The organism is Vibrio sp. 10N (assembly GCF_036245475.1).
Classification (GTDB): Bacteria; Pseudomonadota; Gammaproteobacteria; order Enterobacterales; family Vibrionaceae; genus Vibrio.
In genome coordinates this window covers 2,961,029-2,979,727 of sequence record NZ_BTPM01000001.1, presented here as the reverse complement: position 1 = coordinate 2,979,727, position 18,699 = coordinate 2,961,029, and the positions used below count along the sequence as shown (strand labels likewise).

Sequence of the window (18,699 nt, the reverse complement as noted above, 5' to 3'; positions counted from 1 at the left end):
GATGATTCCCTTTATTTTTTATAGTGTTGTTGCCACAGCGCTAAAGCCAGCAGAAGCCAGCCTGCGTGAGGGATCCATTGCTCTCCCCAGCGCCAATTCTGTAGCATGTCGTCTTTCTGTTTTTCTGGTTTGAAGGCGATATCGGATTCATCTTCAAACCCAGATGTGATGCCATTACACACGCCGCCTAGAGCGTTAAAAAAGCCAATCTCAGGTAGGTAATCTGGATTGTTGTGGCCATGCCCATCGAGCATGCACATGTCGTATGGGTTAGCGCCGAGGATCCAGTTAATACAGCCATTGGCATAGTGTTCGAGCTGAGTTTTAAGCTCATCATTAACAAGATGCGGCTGAGCTAATAGCGCCATGGAAGCAAGAGAAGCGATGCGGGCATTTTCCCCTTGCCACCAGTAACCCGATTCGTTGTTGTGGGGAACGAAAAACGCATTGTGTTTCTCGCCATCGACCGCTTTTACATATTGTCTAGGGTAACTAAATGGGTTGTAGGTCTCATCAGTGATAGACACTTCAAACTGACAGGCTTGGGTCAGCAGAGATTGAACTTGCAATGCACGCTGGCGATCTGGCTCGATAGCAAGATATTCAGTCAGTGCGATCACTGGCAATCCGGCTTCTGCAGCGTGGAAATAAGGGCGGCTACCATCCGAGTTCGCTGACCAGTAGAAGCTGTGCTGCTGGTCACTTTGAGCGCGTTGACTTAGCGCCTCGACCCAGTCGCGAACTTCGCTCAAGTATTGCTGCTCGCCGCTGGCTTGGAACAGAGCGATGCTGGCCATTAATGCGCAGTATTCGTCGATAATGTTAGCGGTTTGGTCGTTCAAATAACGGCTGTTGTGCTCTTTAAGGTGCCAATAGCCTTTTTTCGCCGCTTCCAAATAGTCGTGTGATTGCTCGCGAGACAGACTCGCAACCTGACTGGTTTTCGCAAGCGCCGCGATGCTCATGCCACCGCCTTGGCGAAAGCCTGCTTCGAAGTCACTTTTCTTATGACCAAGCTGCGTTTCGTAGGCACAAATTTCTCGCTGCGCGGTATCTTTGCTCCACTTATCAAACACCGTCATGTAGAAGTAGCCGCTCGGGTGCTGCATGCGCTTAAGGAATTCTGCGCCATGCAACGCCTCTTCAAGCAGTCGTGATGTGACAAAGTTTGGCTCTGATTTTTCGCCTACCAAGTCGTAGGCTTTGAGCATGTTCCAAACCACCATAGGAATTTGCTGGGGGTTTAGGTAGTTGGCATAGGACAGGTGACTTAAATACTTACTCACATCACCAGAAGCGTCATACCAACCGCCGTGCACATCAACCTTTTGTGAGCTCCCCACAACGGGTGCGCTCTTGTCTGCGAAATCAAACTCACCGCCACAGCGCTGCGATTTGAAGTAGTGAATAATGTCGGAGAAACTGCGGTTGTGGAGTGAGCTGTCACCCACTTCAAACGTTTGTGATTTGATGTTTTGGTAACGCAAATAGTAGCGGCCTTGCTCTGTCCACTGACTAAAGTCGATGGTGAAGAAAACACCCATATGCCAATTATCCACTTTGGAGCCACCGATAGGATTAAGCTCAAGCACAATCTCGTCACTTTGCGCATCGACTAAGAATGCGCTTGCAACTTCATGTTGAGCGAGTGATGCCATCAAGATGGCACGCTTCTCGCTGTTCGCGTGGTAGCCAATGTGGTTGGTCAGCAGCTGCATGTTTTCTTCCATTACTTCTCTCTCGGTATGGATGGGCTCCCAAAACGGGAGCCAAAAAGTTTAGTTTTCGTATAAGTAACAACGGACAAAGTGGTTGTCAGACAGCTTAGTGACACCTGGCAGTGCTTCACGACATTTGCTGGTGGCGTGTGCACAGCGACCTGCGAATGGGCAGCCGACAGATTGTGGTGTCCAAAGTGGGATTTCACCTTTGTTACCAGCCAGCTTTGTATGAATAGACTTCGCTGGATCAGGCACGGCAGAAACTAAAAGCTGGGTATACGGGTGCTGTGGGTTAGCAATGACCTCATCGGTATCGCCCCATTCCACCATATGGCCGACATACATCACCGAAATGTCTTCAGCAATGTAGCGTGCAGTGGCAATGTCGTGGGTGATGTAGAGCAGCGACATTTGCTTCTCAAACTTCATCTCTTCCATCAGGTTGAGAACACCGGCGCGAATCGATACATCGAGCATCGACGTCGGCTCATCTGCTAATACGACTTCTGCACCTACAGCGATGTTGCGGGCTAGGTTAACGCGCTGTCTCTGACCGCCAGATAGCTGGTGTGGGTATTTCGCTGCGGTCTCTTTTGGCGGAATCAAGCCCACTTGCTCAAGAAGACTGTATACACGCTCTTCGAGCTCTTTTTTGTTGCCCTTGCTGACTTTGTTGTGGATCAGCAGCGGACGCGCGATGTGGTGGAAAATAGTATGGGTTGGGTTTAGCGAGCCAAACGGGTCTTGCCATACCATTTGCACGCCTTCGCGGTATTGCATCAGATCGCGGTTTGACTTGATCTCTTGAATGTCACGGCCGCGATATTTGATTTCGCCGCCGCTTGGGGCATACATCTTAGCGATCATCTTAGCGGTCGTTGATTTACCCGAACCCGACTCGCCAACCACGGCAAGGCCGCGGCTTTTGTACATTTTGAACGAGACATCGTTAATGGCTCGCATCATAGGTTGAGATAGGGCGTTACTGTTGATAGGGAAGTCCTTAACAACATTGTTGCCTTCTATCAGTAGTTCACCAAAGTTGCTCATAATGGTTCTCCAGAAATCCTTGTTAGTACTTACTTATTTCGCTGGTGGTCGTTATGACAACTCTTGCGCGACGGCAATGGGTTCACCGTACAAGTGGCAGTTAGAAAAACGGTTGTGCTCGATTTGACGCAGCTTAGTAGGTACTCGCGTACATGCTTCGTGAACACGTTCGCAGCGCGCTTGGAATCGACACCCTTGTGGTATTTCCAAAAGGTTCAATGGGTTACCAGGAATACCCGTTAGCTTGGTTTTCGGTCCCGTCAGTGGCGGGAATGAGCTACCCAGACCTTTGGTGTAAGGGTGGTATGGCGACTCTAGGATCTGTTTGGACGGTGCCACTTCAATCAGCTCACCGGAATACATGATGCCGATGCGATCGGAGAACTCGACCATCAAAGAGATATCGTGGGTAATGAACAAGATAGAGAAACCAAACTCTTCTTTTAGTGCGTAGATCTTTTGTAAGATCTCGCGCTGTACGACTACGTCCAGTGCCGTAGTTGGCTCATCCATGATGATCATTTTTGGATTCAGCGCTAGAGCAATCGCGATAACCAGTCTTTGACGCATGCCGCCAGAGAATTGGTGTGGGTAGTCGTTCAAACGACTTGGGTGAATATCGACGATTTCTAACAAACCTTGTGCGCGTTTTACTGCTTGCTCACGAGTTAAGTTAGTGTGACGCATAATCACATCGCAGAACTGCTCTTCCATGGTGAGTACTGGGTTCAGTGCGTTCATCGCACTCTGAAACACCATCGACATCTCACTCCAACGGAACGTCTGCATGCGCTCGTCACTGTATTGAAGAATGTCTTCACCGTTAAACAGTACCTGACCACCGCTGATGTATGCTGGCGGCTTATGCAGGCGCATCAATGAGAAAGCAACAGTGGATTTGCCACAGCCCGACTCACCAGCTAGGCCAAAGACTTCGCCCTTGCCGATATCAAAGCTGACGTTGTTACAGGCACGGACATCGCCGGCATCAGTAATGTAGTCAACACAAAGGTTACGGATTGAAATTAGTGGGTCTGACATGATTAACGATCTCCGCTCCATAGTGCATTTTGTGGCGCGACTTCAACCTCGCGTTCTTTCTTGTCTTGTTGTTGGATTTTCTTCCAGCGCTTCATGCCTTTATGTGAACGAAGCTGAGGGTTAGCAATTTCGTCGACGGCGAAGTTAAGCAAAGCTAGACCTGTTACCAAGAAGGTCAGTGCCAAACATGGTGCGATAACTTCCCACCAAGCGCCAATGAGCATCGCTGATGAGGTTTGCACGTTGTAAAGCATGATGCCCCAGCTGATGGTGTTTGGATCGCCCATACCTAGGAATGAGATGGTCGCTTCCATCAAGATGGCGTACATCACCGAACCGATGAAGCTTGCACCAACGATAGAGATAAGGTTTGGTAGTAGCTCAACAAAGATGATGCGAAGGCGTGATTCACCCAGAACTTCAGCGGCTTTTACAAACTCTTTTTCACGTAGTGAAAGGGTTTGTGCACGGATAACCCTCGCGCCCCAGGCCCATGACATACAGCCAATCACTAGAGCGATGGTCAGTGGTCCTGCCTCACCAATAAAGGCTGCAACCACGAAGATGAGAGGGAAGGGTGGGATGACCAGCATGATGTTCATCGCAGCAGTAAGTACTTCATCTACACGGCCGCCAAAGTAGCCTGCAGAGATACCGATAACCGTTGCAAGAAAACACACCGTAAGACCTGCACCAAAGCCCACCATAAGTGAAACTCGTGCACCGTAAGCCACCTGTGACCAAACGTCACGACCCATACGGGTTGTACCTAGTGTGTGATCGGCTTTTTTTGACATCAGCAGAGTACGGCGATCATCGGCAAGGTTAGTCGCTACCCAACCGTCAGGGTTAGATTGAGCCATTTTAACGATGACACCAGGGTACTCATGAGAGTTTCCGGTACGTTTATCTGGAGCATGTTTGGTAAGCAGCGGTGCTGCAATTGCCACAAAGACGAACAAGCCAATGATTGAGAGTCCAAGTCTGGCTGTTCCATTGCGCCAAACAAGCTGTAAGAAACCTTTCATGGTTATTTGCCTCCCTTACGTAGACGAGGATCAAGCACGACATAAAGCATGTCTGCTGCTAAGTTAAAGAAGAGCATAAACAGAGTCATAATAAGTAGCTGCCCCTGAAGTACTTGGTAGTCACGTGCGTGAATCGCGTTGAGTAGTACTGAGCCAAGGCCTGGGTAGTTAAAGATGATTTCGATAATTAACTGACCACCGATAGCCACACCAAGAGACATAGAAAGCGCGGTGACACTAGGCAGTAGTGCGTTACGAGCGGCGTAGTTAAAGACCACGCGGTTCTCGCTCAGCCCTTTGCCTTTGGCCATGGTGATGTAGTCTTCGTTGAGTAGGTTAATCATGTTGTTACGCATGTTTACCAAGAAACCACCGATTTGAATCACAGTTGCACAGATAAGCGGCAGGACTGCGTGATACAGTACGTCTTTGATGAACTCCCAGCTCGTCCAGTCAGGGATTTTGCCGGCGGTATAGGCGTAACCTGTCGGGAACCACTTAAGGCCAATCGCGAAGATGAACATGGCCATCATTGCGATAACGACTTGTGGTAGCGCTTGGATAATCAGCATGCCCGGAGTGATGAACGTATCGAACTTAGAACCGCGTTTCCAAGCGGCGAAGATACCGAGTACTGAGCCAATAGAGAAAGAAAGAATAACCGCGGTACCTGCCAAGAATAGTGACCAGCCAAATGCGCTGCCTAGCAGGCTGTTGACGGATAGCGGGAAGTACTTAATAGAAGTACCGAGCTCCCAGCTCAGAATATTCTTCATGTAGTGAAGGTACTGAACGAAGTAGTTACCATCGACAAAGCCAAGCAGCTCTTTCATTGCTGCAATACGCTCTGGGGTAACCTGTACTGTTGCGTTAGCGAACATCATCGTGACCGGATCGCCCGGCATTGCACGAGGAATAATAAAGTTGATGGTGGCTGCAACCAGAAGTGCCACCAAATAAAAGGACAAACGTCTTAAAAAATAACCCATAACTCACACCTTAATTACCCAGCTTTTTCCTTGTTGCTGGTAGCCTCATCTCAAAATTTGAAACGAGTAACCCCCTGACGACGAGCGCCACGTATCGACAAATCACGTTTGGGGGAGGAAAGCGGTACGGACGTACCGCTTTTAGTTTGTGTTTACTTACTTAACTGGTTTTAGGTCCAGTACGTGAAGTAGACGCTCTGGGATACCAGCCCAGATGTTTGGACGACCCTTAGGATTTTGCTCGTTCCACCAGCCCGCAAAGCGAGTTGTGTTGTATTGGTACATGTATGCACCAGACATGACAGGGATGGTTACCTGATCTTGAGCGATGATCTTCTGGATGCCGTGAGCAATTTCTAGCTGCTCAGCTTTGTCCGCTGTCTTGTAGAAGCTGTTTAGCAGCTTGTCTAGCTCTGCATTTTGGTAGAAGTGCATTGCGAAACGCGGCATGCCATCACCTGACTGAAGCGCAGAGTTATAACCTGTGTTCCAGTATTTGTGTGGATCTGAACCGTGGAAGTAGTTGGTGTACGCTACGTCGTAGTTAGCTTCTAGCATTGCTTGGTTGTACACAGAGAAGTCTGGTGTACGTGCTTTTGCTTTGATGCCAGCTTCAGCAAGCTGTTCTACTGCAAGTTGAACTGTGTTGTTAAAGTCAGTCCAGCCATTTGGAGATTGAACCAATAGTTCGAATGACTTGCCAGATGGGGTGTCTACAAAGCCGTCGCCATCTACATCTTTAAAGCCTGCTTTAGCAAGCAGTTTCTTAGCGCCTTCAACGTCGTACGTATTGTAGCCTTTGTACTTGTTGTGCGTTGCTTCGTCAGACCATGTCGCAAATGCATAACCTAGACCTGATGCGAAGTCGTTCACTGTACCGCCGCCGTAGAATGCGATGTCGATGATAGTTTGACGGTCAAGTGCCATAGAGAAGGCGCGGCGGAAATCAACGTTGCTTAGCGCTTCTGCTTTCACTGGATCTTTGTGCTTAAAGTTCACTAGGAACGCTTGAGTACCTGATGGTGGGTACCAGTACTGGTGGTTAGGTGACGCTGCTGCATAAGTGCGGTCAATATCTGGAATGAATGACGATGTCCAGTCCATTTCAGAGTTAACCACTTTACCTAGGAACTGGTCGTTATTGGCGATTTGAGGAACGCGTAGACAGTCAACTTCTAGGTTGTCATTGTCCCAGTAGTTCGGGTTACGACATTGTACGTATAGCTGGGGAGTGAATGTGTCGATGACTGTGAATGGACCAGAGCCAACAGGGTTTTCGTTTAGGAACGTTGTTGGTTCTTTGATGTCTTTCCAAACGTGCTCAGGAACAACAGGTACTTTAACGATTTCATATGGAACGTTAGAGTTCGCTTCCGTTGCGTAGAACTTCACTTGGTAGTCGTTGATTTTCTCAACTTTTGATACCCAAGAGTTGATACCACTTTGGTCAAGAGCAGAGTTTTCTTGAACTAGCTTGAATGAGAAAACCACATCGTCTGCGTCAAACGTTTCGCCGTCAGACCATTTCACGCCTTTGCGGATGTCAAAGGTTACTGACATCAGGTCGTCAGCGATAGTGAAGTTTTCTGCCAAACGGAATACTGGCTCATTGCCGTGCATTTCGTTAAAGACAACAAGCGGCTCGTATAGGAAGTCGGTTGTTGTGTGCAAGTAGGTTGTACCCAAGAATGGGTTGAAGTTGCGAACAAAGGTGTTGAACTCTTTAGGGTGGATAGTGAGTTCGCTGCGTTCTGCGGCTGTCGCTACAGAGCTAAAACCTGTTACTGCGGTTGCAATAATTGCTGTCGCTAGTGCTGTTTTTTTAATATGCGCAAGCATAGCTATTCCTTACTATTTGCTTTTGTTTCACAGAGAGACCGAGTGCTTCCCTCTCACATGGTTGCTAAAGCCTACCTCTTTAATCGTTCCCAAAGAGTGGCCTGTAGGCCTTAGGCGTTACTAAGAAAACACCTTAAAGCACAATTTATCAATTACGCTCTCCGTTAAAAACGTCAAAATAACGATTACCATTGTCAAAAACGTTAAAAGCAGTCGTTTTTGACGGCTTTTTAATCAAAGCAGGACGGTGATTTGCATCACTTATTTGCCTTGGTTTAGTATTGTTTGTTGGTGCTTACTATCATTTTATGTCTTTTAATTAAAATGACTTTTTCTGGTGGCGTGCAAATGGTGATAGGGATCACTTGTGAAATTGGCTCGTTAATTTACTCTGGAAATTAGGCTGGTCGATTTGTTGTGATGATTATCGCAAACTGGTGAAGTTTCGTCTCTGATAGGGAGTTATTGGCAAAAAGCGATGATGTAAACGCTGTCATTATTGGTGGCTTGAATGCTTATTTCTCGTCGCTAATTTTATCTAATGATGCAGTGATATGCTGGAAAAACGGATGTGTTCGGCTTGGTTTTGTTGCTTAGGCAAAAAAAGCCTGAGCTACAAAATGTACTCAGGCTTTTTGGTGATTTGTAGGCTAACTACTTAGTATGAAAAATCTGCTCCGTCTCAAGTGAGGTGAAGGCGCGAATTTGACGCCATACATAATAGAAAATACCAAACATCATTAGCATGCTAGGAATAGCGATAGCCGGGTAGCTGTATAAGGTTAGCTTACCTAATTCTTCATTAAACGCCGCGGTACCCGCTGGACTGGTGACAATCCAGGTGGCCAAGAAGTAGTTCATCGCCGATGAAAATGCGAAGGTACTGGCGAATAGGTAGTTCGATGACATTAGGCAGCGCTCAAATGCCGCTGTTTTACCGTTTTGCTCTAATCGTTCATTAATCAGCGATAGGTTGAGTACAGTGTCGTTGAGGAGTACTTTCTGCATCATTGGATAGCGAGTGAATGTAGAAGCCAGCACAGCCAGACCGATCAAGCCTGGAATTAGCGCTTCTTTGAATGCTAACCAGCGAGTATCTAATTCCAAAAGACCAATACCACCGGTTAAAAGTACGCTGATAAAGCCTAGAGCCGCAATAAAGTTAAACTTCTTATTACGGATCAGATCCATCCCGCCGTAGAGCACAGGAAACAGCAGAGCGACAACCAGCGCCATTGCAGTACCTAGATGCTCATCACCACTAAACTTCATCAGAATAAAAGAGGGGATAAATACGTTGAAAAGGATTTCAAATAGGGGGTTCGACTTTTTCGTCGTTGTGGTACTCATAGTGGTTTGCTGACTCTAATTTGTTGCAGTTTCGTAACTAGGAAGAGCAGTGTTGAATGCTTTTCACTAGATGTAAAGAACTAAAGCCTCAGTTTGTGTAACTATCTATGAAATGCTTTTACGGACAAACTAATTACAAAGATTAAATGATAGGAAGTATAGATTGTTAATGAGGGAGAGCAAGGGAATATGAATGAGTTCAAAAGCGCCCGTTGAGGCGGGCGCTACAAGGCTTTAGAAGTAGGCTTTGATACCTAAACCCATAAAGTTCACGTCATTATAGCCTTCGTAATTGGCTTCAAGCGAAAAATAGTCGTTGAATTTGTATCCTGCAGCAGCTATCGCACCAATGTGTGTGTCGCTGTCACTGTAGTTAATCGTGTTGCCGGTCATATCTCCCGTGAATTTAGACTTGAACTCTGCGTGAGTCACAACAGGAGCGACACTTAGGTAGAACCCATTGTCAAAACTATATTTAGCATTGACAGCAAAGCCAAATGCGTTGTTTAGGCCTGTTTTGTTGGTTGCTGGCTCCATGCTGCCGTCAATATAAATCAGAGCTCCTGGGTTATTTGCGTCTCCAATACCAAAACCTATGCGAGCTTCTGGAGCGATAGACCAGTTGCTTTCTTCAAGTTGAAATTCGTAGCCAAGGTTGATGTTAGCAACATCAATTTCGCTTTTCAGGTTTCTGTCATTCAGTGGTTTTACACTTCCTTGTTTTAGATCTAAGCCAGCATAAAAACCATCAGCTAGAGCTGAAGACGATAGCGCGGTAACAATAGTAAGTGTGATAATTTTTTTCATTTTAGTGCTCATTGGCTAGCTGCTTGTTAAAAAGAGGCAGATAGTTCTTTGTTTTATTGGATTGCTGAGCATTCTAGCGATCTAGGAAAAAACCATAAGTTTTTATTTTGCATGGGCAGAGCATTGGAATTGATATTAAAAATCATATTCTTAATGTAAATCTATGTAGTGATATGAACAGTAGAACACTTGTGAAATTAGGTGAGAGCACCAAGCGCCAGAGATTGATTGTTGAGAGAGGAAGTGGAATAAACTGACGAAAAACGTGGGACAACAAAAAAGGCGCATGGATTTCTCCATGCGCCTTTCTAAAATTTGGTGGCCCCTCGCAGACTTGAACTGCGGACCAATCGATTATGAGTCGACTGCTCTAACCACTGAGCTAAGGGGCCAATAGGTGGATGATTATAGGGGAAGGCTGCGCGAGTGTCTAGATGCAGGGGTAGCTAATTGCGCTTGCTTTTTAGTCACTTAAACCCAGCAGATACAAAAAAGGTGAGCCAGTGCTCACCTTTTTGCTAAAGCTTGATGCGATTACTCGTCAAGGAAGCTGCGCAGGGTTTCTGAGCGGCTTGGGTGACGTAGCTTACGTAGGGCTTTTGCTTCGATCTGACGGATACGCTCACGCGTTACGTCGAACTGCTTACCCACTTCTTCTAGAGTGTGGTCAGTGTTCATATCGATACCAAAGCGCATACGCAGTACTTTTGCTTCACGAGGTGTTAGACCTGCTAGAACGTCTTTTGTTGCCACACGCAGACTTGTCATTGTTGCTGAGTCTACAGGCAGTTCTAGGGTGGTATCCTCGATAAAGTCACCTAGATGCGAATCTTCGTCGTCACCGATTGGTGTCTCCATAGAGATTGGCTCTTTAGCGATCTTAAGTACTTTGCGGATCTTGTCTTCAGGCATTTGCATACGCTCTGCCAACTCTTCTGGAAGTGGTTCACGGCCCATTTCTTGAAGCATTTGACGAGAGATACGGTTTAGCTTGTTGATAGTCTCAATCATGTGCACTGGGATACGGATCGTACGAGCCTGGTCAGCGATTGAGCGCGTGATAGCCTGGCGGATCCACCATGTTGCGTAAGTCGAGAACTTGTAACCACGGCGGTATTCAAACTTATCTACCGCTTTCATCAGACCGATGTTACCTTCTTGAATCAGATCCAAGAACTGTAGACCACGGTTGGTGTATTTCTTCGCGATAGAGATTACTAGACGTAAGTTCGCTTCAACCATCTCTTTCTTCGCACGGCGAGCTTTCGCTTCACCGATAGACATGCGACGGCTGATGTCTTTAATGTTTTGTACCGAAAGCGAAGTTTCTTCTTCGATGATGTTCAGCTTCTGAATAGAGCGGCGGATGTCATCTTCGTAGCGTTTGATCTTTTCAGCGTATGGCTTGTCTGATGCCAATACTTCGTCAAGCCATGCTTCGCTTGATTCGTTGCCAGTAAATAGGGCAATGAATGATTTCTTCGGCATTTTACCGTACTCAACCGCTTGACGCATGATCAGGCGCTCTTGAGTACGTACGCGGTCCATCGACGTGCGCAGTTCGTTCACTAGGTGATCGAATTGTTTTGGTGTTAGGCGGAACTCGCGGAATACTTCTTGAACAAGCTCGTGAGACTTGGCCACTTGTGGGCTGTCGTAACCAAACTCGTTAACGGCAAGTTGCAGATCTTGATAGGTATTGCGAAGTGCAGTGAACTTTTCTAGAGCAAGCTCAGGATCGATGCCTGTATCTTCCTCTTCTTCGTCCTCTGAATCTTCGTCACTGTCTGCATCTTCTTCGTCTTCATCTTCAAGATCAGCTTCAGACAGTTCAGAACCGATGTGCGTAGCCGTAGGTGCTGCTGTTTCGTCTTCGTTTGGATCAACAAAGCCGTTGATAACGTCAGTTAGGCGAAGTTCTTCCGCTTGTACTTTGTCAAACTGTTCAAGAATATAAGGGATAGTACCTGGGTACTCGGCCACTGAGCTTTGAACTTGGTTGATACCATCTTCAATGCGTTTTGCGATGTCAATCTCGCCTTCGCGAGTCAATAGCTCAACGGTACCCATTTCACGCATGTACATGCGAACTGGGTCAGTAGTACGACCGATTTCACTTTCAACGCTTGAAAGTGCAGCTGCAGCGGCTTCGGCTGCATCTTCATCAGTGATGTTGTTGTCATCATTCAGTGCTAGGTCATCAGCATCAGGAGCAGTCTCTACTACCTTAATACCCATGTCATTAATCATCTGAATAATATCTTCTACCTGTTCGGAATCGACGATTTCCTCAGGTAGGTGGTCATTTACTTCTGCGTAGGTCAGATAGCCTTGTTCCTTGCCCTTAATGACAAGTAGCTTCAGCTGTGACTGCGGATTTTGGTCCATAGACGATATCCAACTTAAGATCTGGTGAAGGAATTTTAGTATGCGAAATGCAAACCACTAATATTAACAAATTTATTCGTTGCTGACTAACTGAATTGGGTTACGCTTTTAAGTCTAGCATTAAGGCTAGCAGCTCCCGTTTTTCTTCGACTGATAAGCCGACACTTCTTTCTTTGGCCTGCAGGTTTTCAATTTGCTTTTCAATGCATTGAGACAATATTTTGTCCAATGAATCGATAAATACGTCTTCTTGGTTGTCATCGTCAAGCGGAATTACCCAACTTGCGAGACGAGACAGAAGTGCCTCATTACTACTTCCACGCCATTGTTCTAATAGCTGGCCTGTAGTCATATGGGGATGTGCTTGACATTTATCAACCACTTCCACAAATAAATTAAGCCCAGGCAGTGATAAGTCTCTCACTGTGGACAGATCGGGTACCATTTCAGCATAGCTCGGATTTTGCAAAAGTAGAGCGATGACCTCACGCATTGGCGTGCGTTTGATTTCTTTATGAGGCTGAGCTCGCGTTTCTTGCTGACCTTGCTTGTCAATCAGCTGCTGAAGTTGCCTTTCATCAACCAAGCCCAACTTACGCCCGAGCAGTTCTCTCAAGTATAGTCGCAATGTGCCACCAGGCACTTTGTCGATAAGTGGCACCGCCAATGTACTGAGTTTTGCCATGCCTTCTTTGGTTCGTGTATCGACCTGCTGCATCAGCGAGGAGAACATAAACTCCGACAGTGGCATTGCGTTTTGCACTTCTGTTTCAAACGCGTCTTTGCCATTTTGGCGAATGAATGAATCAGGATCCTCACCATCCGGTAGGAACATGAACTTCAATTGTCTACCATCATTGAGGTAGGGCAGTGCATTTTCCATTGCTCGCCAAGCAGCATCACGACCCGCTCGGTCACCATCGTAACAACACACGACGGTGCTGGTTTGACGAAACAAAACTTGAAGATGATCGCCCGTGGTCGAGGTGCCGAGTGAGGCGACCGAATAATCCACGCCATACTGCGCCAGAGCGACCACATCCATATAGCCTTCGACGACTAAAACCTGAGGTGGCTCGCGATACGCTTGCAGGACCTCATATAGGCCATAAAGCTCTTTGCCTTTATGAAAGATCGGTGTTTCTGGTGAGTTGAGATATTTTGGTGTGCCGTCGCCCAAAACGCGACCACCAAAACCAATTACTCGTCCGCGTCGGTCACGGATAGGGAACATGATACGACCGCGAAAACGGTCATAACGATTACCCTTGTCGTTTTCAATCAGCATACCGCCAGACACCAACATGTCTTGCGTGGCTTTTTGCTGACCAAAGCTCTTACGTACACTGTCCCATTCGTCAGCGACGTAGCCGATACCAAACTTTTGGACAATCTCTCCAGAGAGTCCGCGGCCCTTTAGATACTCTATAGCGACTTTGTTGGTGGAAACTTTAAGTTGATCGCGATAGTACTGGCCGATCGTTCCCATAAGATCATATAAAGATCGTTTTTGTTCGCTATTGGCGGTAGGCCCTTTGGAGAAATTACCCGGTTGTCCACTGCGCTGCTCTCTAGGAACATCCAAACCTAACGATGATGCCAGCTCTTCAATCGCTTCTACGAACTCGAGACGTTCGTACTCCATGAGAAAGTCGATGGCATTGCCATGTACACCACAGCCAAAGCAATGGTAGAACTGTTTCTCTTGGCTGACGCTGAAAGAAGGGGTCTTTTCGTTATGGAAAGGGCAGCAAGCACCGTAGTTCTTGCCTTGTTTTTTAAGTTTTACGCGCGTGTCAATGACGTCGACAATATCAAGCCGAGCGAGAAGGTCATCAATGAAGCTACGAGGGATTATTCCTGCCATAAAACCTTTTTACAAGAAAGAGATACAAACAAGCCGTGCGTTCCAAAGGATAGCACGGCTTGCTGCAATTTGGTTGGGCGGTTAAGCGAGTTTAGCGCGAACTAGACCACTAACCTTACCCATATCTGCACGGCCTTGAATTTGCGGCTTAAGCACGCCCATTACCTTACCCATGTCTTGCATGCCCGCTGCACCAGATTCGGTAATGGCACTATCGATTAGTGCTGCAACTTCATCATCGGTCAGTGGTTGAGGCATAAAGTCCTCAAGTACGGCAATTTCAGCTTGCTCAGCTTCAGCAAGGTCTTGACGACCCGCTGCTTCAAACTGCGTTACAGAGTCGCGACGCTGTTTAACCATTTTAGTCAGCACAGCAAGAATGTCATCTTCGCCCAGAGTGATCTGTTCGTCGACTTCACGTTGCTTAATGGCTGCTAAGGCTAAACGAATAGTACCAAGGCGCAATTTGTCCTTGGCTTTCATCGCTAATTTTTGCTCTTCTTTGAGTTTATCAATCAGAGCCATAACTAAAATCCTATCTGGACCTAGTTATTAGTACAGGCGAACGCGACGAGCGTTTTCGCGAGCTAGCTTCTTAGCGTGACGCTTTTGAGCTGCTGCTTTAGCGCGTTTGCGAACTGTAGTTGGTTTTTCATAGTGCTCACGACGACGCACTTCAGAAAGGATACCTGCTTTTTCGCAAGAGCGCTTGAAACGACGTAGTGCAACGTCGAACGGTTCGTTTTCACGTACTTTAACTACTGGCATATGCCTTTCACCTCAGGGGTTAACTGTTCATTAATGCTGGCGCTTTTTGGTTAGTACTAAGAGTTCATGCTTGAGCCCTTTGTTCTAAGCGTAAAACCAGCTAGATCAAAAATGGTGCGGAATTTTAATCCGATCCCTAGGGCTTTGTAAAGTACTTTGTCGCCTATCTCTTGTACAAAATTTGTTTGCGAGCCCATGACGCGGTAATATTGCGCCAATTTCGAAATAAGTCGAGAACAATATGCGCATTCTAGGTATTGAAACCTCTTGTGATGAAACTGGCATCGCAATCTATGATGATGAGAAAGGACTGTTGTCTCATCAACTTTATAGCCAGGTAAAACTGCACGCCGATTACGGCGGTGTGGTTCCTGAATTGGCATCACGCGATCACGTGAAAAAAACGATCCCATTGATCAAAAAAGCACTCGCAGACGCGGATCTTACTCCAAAAGACATCGATGGCGTGGCGTATACCGCAGGTCCGGGCTTGGTTGGGGCATTATTAGTAGGGACAACCATCGGCCGCAGCATTGCTTACGCTTGGGGCGTGCCAGCGGTACCTGTGCACCATATGGAAGGCCATCTTCTAGCGCCTATGCTTGAGGACAATCCACCGCCATTCCCATTTGTGGCACTGTTGGTGTCTGGTGGTCATAGCATGATCGTTGAAGTTAAAGGCATCGGTGAATATCAGATCCTTGGTGAGTCTATTGATGATGCTGCAGGCGAAGCGTTTGATAAAACGGCAAAACTGATGGGGCTTGATTACCCAGGTGGTCCGCTGCTGTCTAAGCTTGCTGATAAAGGCACGCCAGGCCGCTTTAAGTTCCCACGCCCGATGACGGATCGTCCTGGTCTAGACATGAGCTTCTCAGGTCTTAAAACCTTTGCTGCGAATACCATTGCTGCTAACGATGACAGCGAGCAAACTCGTGCTGATATCGCTTATGCATTCCAAGAAGCAGTATGTGAGACGTTAGCGATCAAATGTAAGCGCGCACTTAAGCAAACCGGTATGAAACGCATCGTGATTGCTGGTGGCGTGAGTGCTAACCGTTTCTTGCGTAAAGAGCTGGAAGCGTTAGCCAATAAGATGGGTGGTGAAGTTTACTATCCGCGCACGGAATTCTGTACCGACAACGGTGCGATGATTGCCTATGCGGGTATGCAGCGTTTGAAAAATGGTGAAGCCGCTGAGCTTTCAGTTGAAGCGACACCGCGCTGGCCAATTGATCAGCTAAGCCCGATCAAAGGCTAGTAATGAAGGTCACGTAAGTGGCCTTTTTTAATGACACTTTCTCACAAAACTCCTAAAGCTCGTGACTGACAGACCGTGCTAGAGTCTAGGTTAACAACGTATTGGTTATTATTGATTAGGGAATAGAGCAACATGAAGCAATTTACTATTGATGGACAAGTCATGGCGTATCAGGATGTCGGTGAAGGACCGGTCATTCTGTTTGGCCACAGCTATTTGTGGGACAGCCAGATGTGGCAGCCGCAAATCGACGCGCTAAGTCAACACTATCGTTGTATCGTTCCTGATTTGTGGGCGCACGGACAGTCGCAGGCGGCACCAGCGTCAATGAGTAACCTTGCGGATTATGCTAAGCACTTACTGGCGTTGATGGATGAACTTGGCATTGAAACCTTTTCAATCGTTGGCCTATCCGTTGGTGGTATGTGGGGCTCTGAGCTCACGGCGCTAGCACCGTCACGAGTTAAAAGCTTGGTGTTGATGGATACATTTGTGGGCCTTGAGCCAGAAGTGGCGCACGCGAAATATTTCTCAATGCTGGCGACGATTTCTGAACTTAAAATGGTACCCGCCCCAATCGTAGAAGCAGTTGCTCCTCTGTTCTTTGCCAATAATGCCAAGCAGGATAATGCTAAGTTAGTTGCCAGTTTTGAATCCAAGTTGGCGGCTCTCTCTGGTGAGCAAGCAGAACAGATAGCGCGAATCGGTCGAATGGTATTTGGCCGCCGTGATTTGTGCGATGAGATTGAGAAGTTTGCGTTGCCGACCCTTATTGCCGTTGGTGCCGAGGACAAGCCGCGTCCAGTGCTTGAGTCTTACTTAATGAATGATCTGATCACCGGAAGTACGATCAATGTGATCCCTTCAGCTGGGCACATTAGTAACTTAGAGCAACCTGACTACGTCACGGCGATGTTGAGTGACTTTTTATCGCAGCATGCTTAGTCGCAATTCATGAGTTAATAAAAAGAGCAGCCACAGGCTGCTCTTTTTATTTGGAGACGGTTTTCTTAACGCTTTCTTATTTGAGCACGGGACGCTATGAGGTCTTTTTCTTGCCTAGCTTGGGCTCCGTGCCTTCAAACAGTCTGCGAATGTTTTGATGATGCCTTAGCAGAATAAGACAGCTAAGCATTGCCACTGGAAAAGTGAATAAAGGTCGCGCCATCCAGGTGTAGACCGGAGCCATAAGTACCGTCACGATTGCGGCTAACGATGAGTAGCGAAATAACGCCGCCACCAATAGCCAAGTTCCTGTAATCAGTCCCGTTAAATCCCAACCAATAGGCGCAATGGCTCCCAGTGCTGTGGCGACGCCTTTACCGCCTTTAAAATGGAAAAACAGTGGGTACATGTGTCCCAAGCAAGCTGCGATGGCAATCACACCTAAAACAACAGCGTCGATACCTAAATAGTAACCACTCCAGACCGGAATGGTGCCTTTAAGCATGTCACAGAGAAGTACCGCAACGGCTGCCCCTTTGCCTCCACTGCGCAGTACATTGGTCGCGCCAGGATTGTTGGATCCGACCGTTCTTGGATCGGGTAGCCGCAGTAAACGACAGATCAGTACAGCACTCGACACAGAGCCGAGTAAGTAAGCTGTAATAATCATAGCGAGTGCTATTGGTGTCATTGGAACCCTTTTCGCAAGAAATTATCCATAGGGACTGATATCATAACGAAAATAGTACGTTTTTTCCCAACAAATGGGTATCCGACCTCTAATCAAAGGACAAATCATGGCATTGGATAAAGTATTCATTGAGCAGCTCGAAGTGATCACTACCATTGGGGTGTATGACTGGGAACAAGAGATTAAACAAAAGCTTATTCTTGATATCGAAATGGCACACGACAATGCGCCAGCAGGGAAAAGTGACGATGTTGCCGATGCTTTAGATTACTCCAAAGTGAGCGAAGCAGTGCTCAATCACATTGAAAACGGCCGCTTCTTACTGGTTGAACGTGTCGCGGAAGAAGTCGCTGCGATCATTCAACAGCAGTTCAATGTGCCATGGGTCAAAATCCGCTTGGCGAAACCAGGCGCGGTGCCACAAGCGAAAAGCGTTGGTGTGGTGATTGAACGAGGTCAGGCATGATCACCACCTACATTGGCATCGGCACCAATGTGGAGCGCGAGAAACACATCAAAGCGGCATACCAAGAGTTAAACGCTATCGGCGTTAACTTGGCTTTGTCACCCGTGTATGCATGTGAGTCCTTTGGCTTTGAGGGCAATGAATTCTTTAACATGGTCGCAAGGCTCGATACTGATCTGGCTTTAGATGAGCTGTCGACAGCACTCAAAAATATTGAGGTGAAATGGGGACGCGCTGTTGATGCCGCGAAGTTTCAAGATCGCACACTCGATTTAGATATCTTGTTGTATGGAAAAGAAATCTCACAAAAAAAACCGCTGTTGCCCCGCGAAGATATATTTAAATATTCCTTTGTCACACAGCCGCTGTATGATCTCGACCCGCAGTTGGTGATTCCTCAAGATGGACGAACCATAAAACAGATCTTAGAGACCATGTCTGATGTGGGCTCGCTGAAAAGAATCGATTTTCAATTTTAGTTGGTAGTA

The 18,699-nt window shown here is 47.0% G+C and carries 17 protein-coding genes and 1 tRNA gene; 4 read left to right on the top strand and 14 right to left on the bottom strand.

Features of this window, described 5'->3' with window-relative positions:
* Positions 1-11: 11 nt before the first annotated feature.
* From AAA946_RS13810 to rpsU, 13 genes are all read right to left on the bottom strand, one after another.
* Entirely contained in the window at positions 12-1,718 is a 1,707-nt protein-coding gene (locus AAA946_RS13810; RefSeq protein ID WP_338165843.1) for a glycoside hydrolase family 9 protein, read from the bottom strand.
* A gap of 60 nt (positions 1,719-1,778) precedes the next feature.
* Positions 1,779-2,771, bottom strand: coding sequence for an ABC transporter ATP-binding protein (locus AAA946_RS13805; RefSeq protein ID WP_338165355.1), 993 nt, complete (start codon positions 2,769-2,771; stop codon positions 1,779-1,781).
* 51 nt (positions 2,772-2,822) lie between these two features.
* Positions 2,823-3,812 carry an ABC transporter ATP-binding protein gene (locus AAA946_RS13800; protein ID WP_338165354.1) on the bottom strand — a complete coding sequence of 330 codons (990 nt, stop codon included), beginning with the start codon at positions 3,810-3,812 and terminating at the stop codon, positions 2,823-2,825.
* 2 nt (positions 3,813-3,814) lie between these two features.
* Positions 3,815-4,840 carry an ABC transporter permease gene (locus tag AAA946_RS13795; protein WP_338165353.1) on the bottom strand — a complete coding sequence of 342 codons (1,026 nt, stop codon included), beginning with the start codon at positions 4,838-4,840 and terminating at the stop codon, positions 3,815-3,817.
* A 2-nt stretch (positions 4,841-4,842) separates the two neighbouring features.
* Positions 4,843-5,829, bottom strand: a complete 987-nt coding sequence (locus AAA946_RS13790; RefSeq protein ID WP_112478533.1) for an ABC transporter permease — start codon at positions 5,827-5,829, stop codon at positions 4,843-4,845.
* A gap of 156 nt (positions 5,830-5,985) precedes the next feature.
* The gene (locus AAA946_RS13785) at positions 5,986-7,668 is read right to left on the bottom strand and encodes an ABC transporter substrate-binding protein (RefSeq protein ID WP_338165352.1); all 1,683 of its coding nucleotides are present in this window, start codon (positions 7,666-7,668) and stop codon (positions 5,986-5,988) included.
* 654 nt (positions 7,669-8,322) lie between these two features.
* On the bottom strand, positions 8,323-9,018 hold the full coding sequence (locus AAA946_RS13780; protein ID WP_338165351.1) for a VC0807 family protein: 696 nt from the start codon (positions 9,016-9,018) through the stop codon (positions 8,323-8,325).
* Positions 9,019-9,252: 234 nt separating this feature from the next.
* Positions 9,253-9,825, bottom strand: coding sequence for an outer membrane protein (locus AAA946_RS13775; protein ID WP_338165350.1), 573 nt, complete (start codon positions 9,823-9,825; stop codon positions 9,253-9,255).
* Positions 9,826-10,141: 316 nt separating this feature from the next.
* Positions 10,142-10,217, bottom strand: a tRNA-Ile gene (locus AAA946_RS13770).
* 142 nt (positions 10,218-10,359) lie between these two features.
* Positions 10,360-12,213, bottom strand: a complete 1,854-nt coding sequence (gene rpoD, locus AAA946_RS13765) for an RNA polymerase sigma factor RpoD (protein WP_338165349.1) — start codon at positions 12,211-12,213, stop codon at positions 10,360-10,362.
* 100 nt (positions 12,214-12,313) lie between these two features.
* On the bottom strand, positions 12,314-14,080 hold the full coding sequence (dnaG, locus tag AAA946_RS13760; RefSeq protein WP_338165348.1) for a DNA primase: 1,767 nt from the start codon (positions 14,078-14,080) through the stop codon (positions 12,314-12,316).
* 81 nt (positions 14,081-14,161) lie between these two features.
* A complete protein-coding gene (locus AAA946_RS13755) occupies positions 14,162-14,605 on the bottom strand; it encodes a GatB/YqeY domain-containing protein (RefSeq protein ID WP_112459514.1) in 444 nt (147 codons plus the stop codon).
* A 27-nt stretch (positions 14,606-14,632) separates the two neighbouring features.
* Complete coding sequence (gene rpsU / locus AAA946_RS13750) at positions 14,633-14,848, bottom strand: 30S ribosomal protein S21 (RefSeq protein WP_001145625.1); 216 nt, start codon at positions 14,846-14,848, stop codon at positions 14,633-14,635.
* Positions 14,849-15,089: 241 nt separating this feature from the next.
* Here rpsU and tsaD point away from each other — a divergent pair, with 241 nt between their 5' ends.
* Together tsaD and AAA946_RS13740 are read left to right on the top strand one after the other, a co-directional pair.
* Entirely contained in the window at positions 15,090-16,109 is a 1,020-nt protein-coding gene (tsaD, locus tag AAA946_RS13745; protein WP_338165347.1) for a tRNA (adenosine(37)-N6)-threonylcarbamoyltransferase complex transferase subunit TsaD, read from the top strand.
* Between the two features lie 132 nt (positions 16,110-16,241).
* On the top strand, positions 16,242-17,054 hold the full coding sequence (locus AAA946_RS13740) for an alpha/beta fold hydrolase (RefSeq protein WP_338165346.1): 813 nt from the start codon (positions 16,242-16,244) through the stop codon (positions 17,052-17,054).
* Between the two features lie 94 nt (positions 17,055-17,148).
* On the opposite strand, the gene plsY is transcribed toward AAA946_RS13740, so the two are convergent.
* Positions 17,149-17,745 (bottom strand): glycerol-3-phosphate 1-O-acyltransferase PlsY, encoded by a 597-nt coding sequence (plsY, locus tag AAA946_RS13735; RefSeq protein ID WP_338165345.1) that lies wholly within the window; start codon positions 17,743-17,745, stop codon positions 17,149-17,151.
* A 106-nt stretch (positions 17,746-17,851) separates the two neighbouring features.
* On the opposite strand from plsY, the gene folB reads away from it, so the two are divergent.
* Entirely contained in the window at positions 17,852-18,211 is a 360-nt protein-coding gene (folB, locus tag AAA946_RS13730) for a dihydroneopterin aldolase (protein WP_112478527.1), read from the top strand.
* Positions 18,208-18,690 (top strand): 2-amino-4-hydroxy-6-hydroxymethyldihydropteridine diphosphokinase, encoded by a 483-nt coding sequence (gene folK / locus AAA946_RS13725; protein WP_338165344.1) that lies wholly within the window; start codon positions 18,208-18,210, stop codon positions 18,688-18,690. Before folB ends, folK begins: the two co-directional genes overlap by 4 nt.
* Positions 18,691-18,699: the final 9 nt, after the last annotated feature.